Origin of the sequence: Isoptericola sp. NPDC057391, assembly GCF_042668085.1 — a bacterium.
GTDB lineage: Bacteria > Actinomycetota > Actinomycetes > Actinomycetales > Cellulomonadaceae > Isoptericola.
The window spans coordinates 1-11,930 of record NZ_JBHVBO010000134.1; the positions used below are offsets into that span (position 1 = coordinate 1).

The 11,930-nt window shown below is 75.0% G+C and carries 11 protein-coding genes; 9 read left to right on the forward strand and 2 right to left on the reverse strand.

Going from position 1 to position 11,930, the window contains the following annotated elements; all coding sequences use genetic code 11:
• On the forward strand, positions 1-1,278 hold a 1,278-nt coding region (locus tag ACFUVW_RS15345), incomplete at its 5' end, for an FAD-binding oxidoreductase (protein WP_430572192.1).
• A gap of 21 nt (positions 1,279-1,299) precedes the next feature.
• Here ACFUVW_RS15345 and ACFUVW_RS15350 read toward each other — a convergent pair.
• Positions 1,300-1,872: a dihydrofolate reductase family protein gene (locus tag ACFUVW_RS15350; protein WP_430572193.1), complete on the reverse strand. Its 573-nt coding sequence runs from the start codon at positions 1,870-1,872 to the stop codon at positions 1,300-1,302.
• A gap of 84 nt (positions 1,873-1,956) precedes the next feature.
• Here ACFUVW_RS15350 and mgrA point away from each other — a divergent pair, with 84 nt between their 5' ends.
• The 3 genes from mgrA to ACFUVW_RS15365 are packed head-to-tail and all read left to right on the forward strand — an operon-like array spanning position 1,957 to position 4,710.
• Entirely contained in the window at positions 1,957-3,018 is a 1,062-nt protein-coding gene (gene mgrA / locus ACFUVW_RS15355) for an L-glyceraldehyde 3-phosphate reductase (protein ID WP_430572194.1), read from the forward strand.
• Positions 3,019-3,050: 32 nt separating this feature from the next.
• On the forward strand, positions 3,051-4,022 hold the full coding sequence (locus ACFUVW_RS15360; protein ID WP_430572195.1) for a PfkB family carbohydrate kinase: 972 nt from the start codon (positions 3,051-3,053) through the stop codon (positions 4,020-4,022).
• Positions 4,023-4,080: 58 nt separating this feature from the next.
• On the forward strand, positions 4,081-4,710 hold the full coding sequence (locus tag ACFUVW_RS15365; protein WP_430572196.1) for a nucleoside/nucleotide kinase family protein: 630 nt from the start codon (positions 4,081-4,083) through the stop codon (positions 4,708-4,710).
• An 86-nt stretch (positions 4,711-4,796) separates the two neighbouring features.
• On the opposite strand, the gene ACFUVW_RS15370 is transcribed toward ACFUVW_RS15365, so the two are convergent.
• Positions 4,797-5,270 (reverse strand): Lrp/AsnC family transcriptional regulator, encoded by a 474-nt coding sequence (locus ACFUVW_RS15370; protein WP_430572197.1) that lies wholly within the window; start codon positions 5,268-5,270, stop codon positions 4,797-4,799.
• A 140-nt stretch (positions 5,271-5,410) separates the two neighbouring features.
• On the opposite strand from ACFUVW_RS15370, the gene ACFUVW_RS15375 reads away from it, so the two are divergent.
• The 5 genes from ACFUVW_RS15375 to ACFUVW_RS15395 form a co-directional block, all read left to right on the forward strand.
• Positions 5,411-6,670: a thiamine pyrophosphate-dependent dehydrogenase E1 component subunit alpha gene (locus tag ACFUVW_RS15375; protein ID WP_430572198.1), complete on the forward strand. Its 1,260-nt coding sequence runs from the start codon at positions 5,411-5,413 to the stop codon at positions 6,668-6,670.
• The gene (locus tag ACFUVW_RS15380) at positions 6,667-7,695 is read left to right on the forward strand and encodes an alpha-ketoacid dehydrogenase subunit beta (protein ID WP_430572199.1); all 1,029 of its coding nucleotides are present in this window, start codon (positions 6,667-6,669) and stop codon (positions 7,693-7,695) included. Before ACFUVW_RS15375 ends, ACFUVW_RS15380 begins: the two co-directional genes overlap by 4 nt.
• The gene (locus tag ACFUVW_RS15385; RefSeq protein ID WP_430572202.1) at positions 7,695-9,155 is read left to right on the forward strand and encodes a dihydrolipoamide acetyltransferase family protein; all 1,461 of its coding nucleotides are present in this window, start codon (positions 7,695-7,697) and stop codon (positions 9,153-9,155) included. The genes ACFUVW_RS15380 and ACFUVW_RS15385 overlap by 1 nt, the downstream gene beginning before the upstream one ends.
• Positions 9,152-10,801: a carboxyl transferase domain-containing protein gene (locus tag ACFUVW_RS15390; RefSeq protein WP_430572200.1), complete on the forward strand. Its 1,650-nt coding sequence runs from the start codon at positions 9,152-9,154 to the stop codon at positions 10,799-10,801. The genes ACFUVW_RS15385 and ACFUVW_RS15390 overlap by 4 nt, the downstream gene beginning before the upstream one ends.
• A gap of 5 nt (positions 10,802-10,806) precedes the next feature.
• Positions 10,807-11,930: acetyl/propionyl/methylcrotonyl-CoA carboxylase subunit alpha (locus tag ACFUVW_RS15395; RefSeq protein ID WP_430572201.1), on the forward strand; the 1,124-nt coding region annotated here is incomplete at its 3' end.

Consider the following 11,930-nt stretch of genomic DNA (forward strand, 5'->3'; position numbering starts at 1 on the left):
CCGGGGGACCGCGCGTACGACGCGGTGCGGCACAACTACCTGCGCTCCGGCGCGCCGGGCCTCGTGCTCCGGCCGCGCACGACGGCGGAGGTCGCCGAGGCGGTCGCCTGGGCGCGCACGCAGGACGTGCCGCTCGGCGTGCGCTCCGGCGGGCACGGCATCAGCGGGCGGTCGACCAACGACGGCGGGATCGTCGTCGACCTCGGCGCGCTGGACCAGGTCGAGGTGGTCGACGAGGCCGCCCGACGCGTCCGGGTCGGCGTCGGCGCCACCTGGGGCAGCGTCGCCGAGGCGCTCGCGCCGCGCGGCTGGGCGATCAGCTCCGGCGACTCCGGCGGCGTGGGCGTGGGCGGGCTCGCCACCGCGGGCGGCGTCGGCTTCCTGGGGCGGCTCTACGGGCTGACGATCGACCACGTCGTCGCGGCGGAGGTCGTCACGGCCGACGGGCGCGTGGTGCGGGCGTCGGCGGACGAGCACCCCGACCTGTTCTGGGGTCTGCGCGGCGCGGGCGGCAACCTCGGCGTCGTGACCTGGGTGGAGATCGAGGCGATGGCGCTGGGCGACCAGGGCGCCGTCGTCTTCTCCCAGATGACGCTCGACGCGACCGACGTCGCGGGCACCCTCGAGCGCTGGGGCGCCGTCGTCGAGTCCGCGCCGCGGGAGCTCACGAGCTTCCTCATCCTGTCGCCGGGGCGTCGTGGGGAGGGCCCGGTCGCCCAGCTCATGACCGTCTGGGCGGGAGACGACACCGACGCCGCCGTCGAGCAGCTCGAGCGCCTCGCCGGTGCGGGCCCGCTCCTGGGCCACCAGGCGTACCTGCTGCCGTACGCGGGGGTCGTGCAGGCGGGGGAGAAGCACCACCAGGGTGGCGGCGACCCGGCCGTGCGGTCCGGGCTGGTGGCGCACCTCGACACCGCGACGGCCCGCGCGTTCGAGAAGCTCGCGCTGTCGGGCGAGGCGTACTTCCTGCAGGTGCGCGCCACCGGCGGGGCCGCGAACGACGTCGAGCAGGGGGCGACGGCGTACGCCCACCGGCACCAGAACTTCCTGCTGTCGGCGATGTCGTCCTCGCAGGCCCGGCTCGACGCCGTCTGGGACGACGTCATGGCGCCGCACACCGACGGGCTGTACCTGTCGTTCGACACCGACACTCGACCCGAGCGGCTCCTCGACGCCTTCCCCGAGCCCACGCTGACCCGCCTGCGCGAGGTGAAGCGCGACTGGGACCCGGACAACGTGTTCCGCGCGAACTTCCCGGTGCCGCCCGCGGACTCCTGACCACCCCGTGAGCGGGGGTCCTCAGGGGCGCGGCACCCGGTACCGCGCGAGCGTGATGCCGCCGGCGAACTCGCGCGCGCCGAGCAGCTCCAGGCGCGACGGCCGGACCTCGTCGGGGAGGTCGTCGGGGAACAGCCGGCGGCCGCGCCCCTGGACGGCGGGGTAGGTGAAGAACCGGTACTCGTCGACCAGGCCGGCGCGGACCAGGTCGTGGCACAGGCTGATGCTGCCGGTGACGACGACGTCCTTGCCCGGCCGCTCCTTGAGGGCGGCGACGTCGTCGATGCCACGGAGGACGGTGGTGGGCTCCCACTCCGGGGTCGTGAGGGTGCGGGAGACGACGTACTTGGGCACGCGGTTGAGGTAGTCGCTGATGCCGGTGGTGTCGTCGGCGAGGTCGCGCCAGTAGCCGCGCAGGTCCTCGAACGTGCGACGGCCCACGAGGAACGCGTCGGAGGCCTCGTCCTGCCGGTGCAGCTCGGCGAGCAGGCCGTCGTCGTCCGCTCCCGCCTGGCCCTGCGGGTCGAACCAGTCGTCGAGCATCTCGACCGCGCCGTCGACGGTGACGTTCTGGGTGATCGCGAGGGTGCGCATGCAGGGTGGACGACGACGGGGCCGGCTGCTCATCGGTCGCCGGACGCCCGTCGCGTCGTCGGGCCCTGCTGCAAGGATGGGGCCATGCCTCTCGCACCCCGGTACCTGGCCGACGACGCCCGGTACGAGTCGATGACCTACCGCCGCACCGGCCGCTCCGGCCTCGACCTGCCCGCCCTGTCGCTGGGCCTGTGGCACAACTTCGGCGACGTGAACCCGTTCGACACCCAGCGCGCCATCCTGCGCTGCGCGTTCGACCTGGGCATCACGCACTTCGACCTCGCGAACAACTACGGCCCGCCGTACGGCTCGGCGGAGGAGAATTTCGGCCGCCACCTGGCGAAGGACCTCGCGCCCTACCGCGACGAGCTCGTCATCTCCACGAAGGCCGGCTACGACATGTGGCCCGGCCCGTACGGCGATCACGGCTCGCGCAAGTACCTGCTCGCCTCGCTCGACCAGTCCCTGACCCGGATGGGGCTGGACCACGTCGACATCTTCTACCACCACCGGCCCGACCCCTCCACGCCGCTGACCGAGACGATGGGCGCGCTCGCGTCCGCCGTCCAGCAGGGCAAGGCGACGTACGTGGGCGTCTCCAACTACTCGCCGTCGCGCACGCGCGAGGCCGCGCAGGTGCTCGCCGACCTCGGCGTCCCGCTGCTCATCCACCAGCCCAGCTACTCGATGTTCAACCGGCACGTGGAGATCGCCGACCGCGACGACGCCTACGACGGCCACCAGAGCGAGTCGCTGCTCGACGTCGTCGAGGACCTGGGCGTCGGCACGATCGTCTTCTCCCCGCTGGCGCAGGGCCTGCTCACCGGGCGGTACCTGGGCGGGTCGGCGCCCGAGGGCTCGCGAGCCGCGCGCAGCGACTCGCCGTTCCTGTCGTCGTCGAACCTCACCGACACGTACCTGGAGCGCGCGCGGGCGCTGAACGCGATCGCCGAGGGCCGCGGCCAGACGCTCGCCCAGCTCGCCCTGTCGTGGGTGCTGCGCGACCCGCGCGTCACGTCGGCGCTCATCGGCGCGTCGTCGGTGGCGCAGCTGGAGGACAACGTGGCCGCGCTGTCCGCGCCGGCGCTCACCGACGACGAGATCGCCGCCATCGAGCCGCACGCCGTGGACGGCACCGGCCGCTGACCGAGCGCCCACAGCGCAGTGAGGGGGGACCGATGGTGGTCTGCTGGTTCGTCGGGCTGACGACGCTCGACGTCGTGCACCGGGCGTCGGGACGTCCGGGGGCGAACGAGAAGGTCACGGCCTCGCGGCAGGACGTCGCCGCCGGCGGCCCGGCGGCCAACGCCGCCGTCACGGCGGCCGCTCTCGAGACGCACGCCATCCTGATCAGCGCGCTCGGCGCGGGGCCCATCGCCCAGGCGGTGCGGGCGGACCTCGACGAGCGCGACGTGCAGGTGCACGACGTCGCGGGCCCGGACGAGGGGTTCCCGCTCGCCGTGTCGGCGGTCCTCGTGGACGAGGTGACGGGGGAGCGGTCCGTGGTCTCGCCCGACGCCGCGCTCGTCGCGGTGCCCGCGCCGCGGCCCGACGCGCTCGCGGGCCTGCCGCGGCCGGACGTCGTCCTCTTCGACGGCCACCATCCCGAGGTCGCCCGGGCCGTGCTCGCGCACGTCGACGGCCTGCGGCCCCGGCCGCTGGTCGTGGTGGACGGCGGTCGGTGGCGGCCCGTGTTCGCCGAGCTGCTGCCCGCGGCGGACGTCGCGGCACTCAGCGCGGACTTCACCGTGCCGGCAGACGTCGTGCCCGGCGCGACCGACGCCACGCACGGGGCGCTGCTGCTCGGGGCGCGGGCCGTGGTGGTCACGCACGGCGGCGACCCGGTCACCTGGGCCCTGCCGCGCCGGCGCGACGACGGCGTCGTCGAGGTCGGCGGGCGCGGCACCGTGCCCGTGCCGGAGGTGGACGTGCAGGACACGCTCGGCGCCGGCGACGCGTTCCACGGCGCGCTGGCCGTGGCGCTCGCCCGCGGCGAGGACCTGCCCGACGCCTGCGCGACGGCCGTGCGCGTCGCGGGCGTCCGGGTGGGGAAGGTCGGGCCGCGCTCCTGGCTCGCCCACCTCCCCGAGCTGTCAGGGCCACGCGCGGGTTCTGACGGTCCTGGCCCTGACGGCTCGCGGAGCGCGTGAGTTGTCAGGACCAGGAGCAGGTTGCGGTGGTCGTGGCCCTGACAGGTCGCAGCAGCAGGTGACCACGACGGCGGAGCTCGTCGCGCGCGCCCGGCGGCTGGCGGCGGGGGGCGAGCGCCGGATCCTCGGGATCGTCGGGCCGCCCGGGGCGGGGAAGTCGACGCTCGCTCGCGCCGTCGTCGAGGCGGTCGGCCCGGCGCTCGCCGTCGAGGTCGGGATGGACGGCTACCACCTGTCGAACGCCGTCCTGGCCGCCCTCGGCCGCGGCGACCGCAAGGGCGCGATCGACACGTTCGACGACGCCGGGTACGCGGCGCTGGTCGCCCGCCTCGCGGACGCGCGGCCCGGCGACCCGCCCGTCTACGCGCCGGTCTTCCACCGCGAGCTCGAGGAGCCGGTCGCGGCCGGGGTCGCGGTCCCCTCCGACGTCCCGCTGGTCGTGACGGAGGGGAACTACCTGCTCGCGCCGTCGGGCGCATGGCCCGCCGCCCGCGCCCGCATGACCGAGGTCTGGTACCTCGACGTGCCCGACGACGTCCGCCTCGCCCGCCTGGAGGAGCGGCACCACGCCTACGGCAAGAGCCGTGACGACGCCCGACGCTGGGCGCGTGGGTCCGACCAGGTCAACGCCGAGCTGATCGAGGCGACGCGCGACCGAGCCGACGTCGTCGTCCGCTGGTCGACCTGACCTTCCAGCACGCGACCTGTCGCGGCAGACGTGGCCTGGCCACGACAGATCGCGTGCTCGAAGGGAGCAGGGCAGCGGGGACCCCGTCAGAGCGAGCGTCGCGCCGCCTCGATGAGGGGCCGGATGCGATAGGGGATGAGCTCGCCCATCGACAGCGACGTCTCGGTGCGCTCGACGCCCTCGACGGCGAGGATCGCGGCGTCGATGCGGAACAGGTGGTCGGTGTCCCGGCACACGACGTGCACGCGCAGGTCGGCGACGCCGCTGTGCCCGTACGCCTGCACGACCTCCGGGATCTCGGCCAGCCGGTCGACGATGGCGGGCAGCTCGCGCTGGCGCACGGTGACCTCGAGGAACGCCGTCAGCGGGTGGCCCAGCGCGGCGGGGTTGATGCGGCGGTCGAAGTCGAGGAAGGCGCCGGACTCCTCGAGCCGGGTCAGCCGCGCGTGCACGGTGTTCCGGGACAGGCGCAGGCGCTCCGCGAGGGCGGCGATCGTGGCCCGCGGGTCGTCGGCGAGCGCCGTCAGCAAGCTCAGGTCCACGGCGTCGTAGCTGCGCACATCGACCAGCCTAACGGCGTCCGCCTGAGCACTCTGCTCAACGTGTCGCGCCGTGCTGGTCGCACTCTGTGAGCGGCGTTACGTTCGCGGTATCCGGCGCTCGACGCGGAGCGGCCGGCGACACGCGAGGTGAGGCGACGATGCCCAGCACCATGGGTTCGACGTCCCGCGACGACCTGTCACGAGCGGGTGGTGCGCGGGCGGAGACGGCGTCCGGTACGACGGACGAGACGTATGCAGACGGCACGGTCCGGCTGCTCGACGAGAAGGGCGTGCGACACCCCGAACCGGCGCTCGACCGCTGGTTGACGGACGTCGACGCGGGCACGGACGAGGCCCGGGCGGCGCTGCTGGCGCTGTACGAGGACATGGTCGTGGCGCGGCGCATCGACGCCGAGGCGACGGCGCTGCAGCGGCAGGGCGAGCTCGCGCTGTGGCCGCCGCTGCAGGGGCAGGAGGCCGCCCAGGTGGGCTCGGCCGCGGCGCTGCGGGGCGACGACTTCGTGTTCTCCAGCTACCGGGAGCACGCCGTCGCCCGCAAGCGCGGCGTCAGGCCCGTGGACCTGCTGCGCGTGTGGCGCGGCATCACCGCGTCGGGCTGGGACCCGTACGCGGTGAACATGGCCACGCCGCAGGTCATCATCGGCGCGCAGGCCCTGCACGGCGTGGGCTACGCGCTGGGGATCCAGGCGGACGTCGAGCGGGGCGCCGTCGAGGTGGGCGACGACGGCACGGCGGCCGTGGTCGCGTACGTCGGCGACGGCGCGATGAGCCAGGGCGACGTCAACGAGGCGTTCGTCTTCGCCGCGACCTGGCAGGTGCCGCTGGTGCTGTTCTGCCAGAACAACCAGTGGGCGATCTCCGAGCCGGTCTCCCTGCAGTCGGGCGTGCCGCTGGTCCGCCGGGCGGACGGCTTCGGCGTCCCGGGCGTGCGGGTGGACGGCAACGACGTGCTCGCCGTCCTCGCGGTGACGCGCGAGGCGCTGCACCGGGCGCGCACCGGCGGCGGCCCCACGTTCGTCGAGGCCGTGACCTACCGCATGGGCCCGCACACCACCGCCGACGACCCCACGCGCTACCGCGACGCGTCCGAGCTGGACGTCTGGGCCGAGCGCGACCCCGTCGCCAGGCTCGCCGCGTACCTGCGGGCGGGCGGACTGCTCGCCGCCGACGACGAGGCGCGGGTGCGCGCGGCGGCCGACGCCGTCGCCGCCGAGCTGCGCGCCGGCGTCGTCGCCCTGGAGGACCCGCCGCCGCTGAGCGTCTTCGACCACGTGTACGCCGAGCCCCACCCGACGGTGGCCGCCGAGCGGGCCGAGCACGCCGCGTACCTGGCGGGCTTCGACGACGCCGACACCTCCGAGACCACGAGCGACCGCGCCGAGGGGGCCGACCGATGACGATCCAGACCGGGGCCCAGACCCTCACCCTCGCCAAGGCGCTCGGCGCCGGGCTGCGCCAGTCCATGACCGACGACCCGACCGTCATGGTGCTCGGCGAGGACATCGGCCGCCTCGGCGGCGTGTACCGCGTGACCGACGGTCTGCAGGCCGAGTTCGGGCCGCGTCGTGTGGTGGACACCCCGCTGGCGGAGTCCGGCATCCTCGGCACCGCCGTCGGGCTCGCGTACCGCGGCTACCGGCCGGTCGTGGAGATCCAGTTCGACGGGTTCGTCTACGTGGCCTTCGACCAGATCGTCAGCCAGCTCGCCAAGATGCACGCCCGCACCAACGGCAAGGTGAGGCTGCCGGTGACGATCCGCATCCCCGTGGCGGGCGGCATCGGCGCGGCGGAGCACCACTCCGAGTCGCCGGAGGCGTACTTCGTGCACACGGCGGGCCTGCGCGTGGTGTCCGTGTCGAACCCGCAGGACGCCTCGACCGTGCTGCGGCAGGCGATCGCCTGCGACGACCCGGTCGTCTTCTTCGAGCCCAAGCGGCTCTACCACGTCAAGGGCGAGGTGGACGCGGCCCTGCCGCTCGACGACGCGCCGCCCATGGGCACCGCGCGCGTCGTCGCGCCGGGGGACGACGTCACGCTCGTGACCTTCGGCTCGCACGTCGCGACGGCGCTCGACGCCGCCACCGCGGCGTCCGACGAGGGCATCTCGGTGGAGGTGATCGACCTGCGCTCGCTGTCCCCGATCGACCACGACACGATCGCGGCGTCCGTGCGGCGCACCGGGCGGCTCGTCGTGCTGCACGAGGGACCGCGGCAGGGCGGCGTCGGCGCGGAGATCGCGACGTCCGTCACCGAGCGCTGCTTCGACTTCCTCGAGGCGCCGCCGGTGCGCGTCACCGGGTACGACATCCCGTACCCGCCCGCGAAGCTCGAGGGCAACCAGGTGCCCGACCTGGACCGCGTCCTCGTCGGCATCGACCGCGTGCTCGGGCGCACCGCCGCGGGCGTGGAGGTGGGAGCGTGATGGCGACGCGCGAGTTCAAGCTGCCCGACCTGGGCGAGGGGCTGACCGAGTCCGAGGTCGTCGAGTGGCGCGTGGCCGTCGGCGACGCCGTCGAGCTCAACCAGGTGATCGCCGAGGTGGAGACCGCCAAGGCGCTCGTGGAGCTGCCGTCGCCGGTCGCCGGCGTCGTGCGGGCGCTGCACGCCGAGGAGGGGCAGACCGTCGAGGTCGGCGAGCCGCTGGTCACCTTCGACCTGTCAGGAACAGGTGCACCAGAACCTGCTCCTGGCCCTGACAACTCTGGTCCTCAGGAGTTGTCAGGACCACGAGCACCGGAACCTGCTCCTGGCCCTGACAAGTCCGTGGGTTCGGGGGAGGACGGGCCGGAGCCGAACCTCGTCGGGTACGGCGCGCGGCCCGCGCGCTCGGGACGACCCGCGCGGCGACGGCGGCGGGACGTCCCGGTCGCCGCCGCCCCCTCACCGGCCGCCACGACGACGCCGGTCCCGGCGACGTCCGCGAACGGCGTCGCGTCCGCACCGTCGTCCGGCGGGCGTGGGGAACGGCCGCGCTCGACGCCGGTCGTGCGGGCGCTGGCGCGGCAGCGGGGGCTCGACCTCGCCACGATCACGGGCACGGGCCCGCACGGGCGGATCACGCGCGAGGACGTCGAGGCGGCGTCGACCTCGGTCTCGGGACCGACGACGGCCTCGGGCACGACGGCGGGCACGACGGCGGACGGCGAGGCGCGTACGCCGGTGCGCGGGGTGCGCAAGCACACGGCGGCGGCGATGGTCGCGAGCGCGGCGGCGCCGCAGGCGTCGGTGTTCCTCACCGTGGACGTCACGCCGAGCATGGAGCTGCTGGCCCGGCTCAAGACGCACCCGATGGCGGGCGGGCAGCGGGTCACGGTGCTCGCGCTGGTGGCGCGCGCCGTGCTCGCGCTGCTGCCGCGGCACCCGGCGCTCACGAGCCGATGGGTGGACCTGCCGGGCGGCGAGGCGGAGATCGTGCGCCCGGCGCACGTGAACCTCGGCATCGCGGTCGCCACCGACCGCGGCCTCGTCGTGCCGCACGTCCCCGCCGCGGACACGCTGTCCCTCGCGGGCCTGGCCGCCGCGCTGACGGAGCTCACCACCACGGCGCGGGCAGGGCGCACCACGCCCGAGCGGCTGACGAACGGCACGCTGACGATCACCAACATCGGTGTCTTCGGCGTCGACGCGGGAACGCCGATCCTCAACCCGGGCGAGCCCGCCATCCTCGGCCTCGGCCAGGTGGCCCGGCGCCCGTGGGAGCACGACGGCGAGGTGGCGCTGCGGCAGGTGACGACGCTCAGCCTCACGTTCGACCACCGCGTGGTCGACGGCGAGCAGGGCGCCCGCTTCCTCGCCGAGCTCGGGGCGGTGCTCGCCGAACCGGGGCTCGCGCTCCTGCTCGGCGGCGCGACCCCGGCGACCGACGAGAGCGAGGCCCGGTGACCGTCCTCGCCTCCGCCGTCGACCCCCGCGCCGACGCCGCCCGCGCCAACGACCAGGCCCAGCGGGCGCTCGCGGACCGCCTCCGCGCGCGCACCGCCGTCGCCGCCGAGGGCGGCACCCAGCGCGCCCGCGACCAGCACACCGCGCGCGGCAAGCTGCTCCCGCGCGACCGCGTGGCACGCCTGCTCGACGAGGGCAGCCCGTTCCTCGAGGTGGCGCCGCTGGCGGCGTTCGGGGTCGACGCGAGCCCGGGGGAGCAGGGCGAATGGCCCGGCGCGGGCGTCATCGCCGGCATCGGGCTGGTCAGCGGGCGGCAGGTGATGGTGGTCTGCAACGACGCGACCGTCAAGGGCGGCACGTACCACCCGCTCACCGTGAAGAAGCACCTGCGGGCGCAGGAGATCGCGCTGGAGAACCGGCTGCCCTGCGTGTACCTCGTGGACTCGGGCGGCGCGTTCCTGCCGCGGCAGGACGAGGTGTTCCCCGACCGCGACCACTTCGGGCGGATCTTCTACCACCAGGCGCGGCTGTCGGCGGCGCGGATCCCGCAGATCTCGGCGGTGCTCGGCTCGTGCACGGCGGGCGGCGCGTACGTGCCGGCCATGAGCGACGAGACCGTCATCGTCCGGAACCAGGGCACGATCTTCCTCGGCGGGCCGCCGCTGGTGAAGGCCGCGATCGGCGAGGACGTCTCGGCCGAGGAGCTGGGCGGCGGGGAGCTGCACGCGCAACGCTCGGGCGTCGTCGACCACCTCGCCGAGGACGACGAGCACGCGCTCGACCTCGTGCGCGACATCGTGAGCACCCTGCCGCCCGACCCGGAGCCGGCGTGGGACGTCGCGCCGTCGCGCGAGCCCGCCGTCGACCCGCAGGGCCTGTACGCCGCGGTCCCTGTGGACGTGCAGCAGCCCTACGACCCGCGCGAGGTGATCGCCCGGATCGTCGACGGCAGCGAGCTGCACGAGTTCAAGCCCGAGTACGGCACGACGCTCGTCACGGGGTTCGCGCGCATCCACGGCCACCCGGTCGGGGTGCTCGCCAACGCGGGGGTCCTGTTCCGGGAGTCGGCGCTCAAGGGGGCGCACTTCGTCGAGCTGTGCGACCAGCGGGGCATCCCGCTGCTGTTCCTGCAGAACATCTCCGGGTTCATGGTGGGCCGCGACGCCGAGGCGGGCGGCATCGCCAAGGACGGCGCCAAGATGGTCACGGCCGTCGCGACGACGCGCGTGCCCAAGCTGACCGTCATCGTCGGGGGATCGTTCGGGGCCGGGAACTACGCCATGTGCGGGCGGGCGTACTCGCCCCGGTTCCTGTGGTCGTGGCCCGGGTCGCGCATCTCCGTCATGGGCGGGGCGCAGGCGTCGTCGGTGCTCGCCACCGTGAAGCGCGACCAGCTCGCGCGCCGCGGCGAGGAGTGGGACGCGGCCGAGGAGAAGGCGTTCCGCGCCGAGATCCGGGACGGCTACGAGGTGGCAGGCGACCCGTACCACGCGACGTCGCGCCTGTGGGACGACGGCATCGTGGACCCGCCCGACACCCGCCGCGTGCTCGGCCTGGCGCTGGGCGTCTGCGCCCGCACGCCGCTGCCCGCGCCCGCCCCGTCGGGGCCGACCGACAGCCCGCGCTTCGGGCTCTTCCGGATGTGAGGGCGATGGGTACCCGAGAGCTCACCACCGTGCTCGTCGCCAACCGCGGCGAGATCGCGTGCCGCATCATCGGCACGCTGCGCCGGCTCGGCATCCGGTCGGTCGCCGTGTACTCGGACGCCGACGCGGACGCCCGGCACGTGCGGGAGGCCGACGTCGCCGTCCGCCTGGGGCCCGCGCCCGCGGCGCAGAGCTACCTCGACGTCGAGGCGGTCGTGGCGGCGGCCGTCGCGACCGGCGCCGACGCGATCCACCCGGGCTACGGCTTCCTGTCCGAGAACCCCGCCCTCGCGCGGGCGTGCGAGCGCGCCGGCATCGTCTTCGTCGGGCCGTCCGTGACCGCGCTGGAGACCATGGCGGACAAGGCCGCGGCCAAGCGCCTCGTCGCCTCCCACGACGTGCCCGTGCTGCCCGGCACCCTCGAGGACGGCCTCGGCGACGACGCGCTCCTCGCGGCGGCGGACGGTGTCGGGTTCCCGCTGCTGGTCAAGCCCGTCGCGGGCGGCGGAGGCAAGGGCATGGAGGTGGTGCGCGCGGCCGACGAGCTGCCGGGCGCGCTGGCCTCGGCCCGCCGGGTCGCGGCGTCGTCGTTCGGGGACGACGGGCTGCTGCTCGAGCGTCTCGTCGAGCGGCCGCGGCACATCGAGGTGCAGGTGCTGGCCGACACGCACGGCGACGTCGTGCACCTGGGCGAGCGCGAGTGCACGCTGCAGCGCCGCCACCAGAAGGTCGTGGAGGAGGCGCCGTCGCCCGCCGTCGACGACGCGACCCGGGCCCGGCTCGGCGAGGCCGCGTGCGCGGTGGCGCGATCGGTCGGCTACGTGGGCGCCGGGACCGTGGAGTTCCTCATGCCCGGCGACGACCCCGGCACCTTCTGGTTCATCGAGATGAACACCCGCCTGCAGGTGGAGCACCCCGTGACCGAGCTGGTCACCGGGCTCGACCTCGTGGAGCAGCAATTGCGGGTCGCGGCGGGGGAGCCGCTCGGCCTGCGGCAGGAGGACGTCCGGCTGGACGGTCACGCCGTCGAGGCACGCCTGTACGCGGAGTCGCCCGCCCGCGGCTTCCTGCCCGCGGCGGGCCGGGTGCTCGCGTACGACGACGCCGGCGTCGCGGCGGGCCCCGGGGC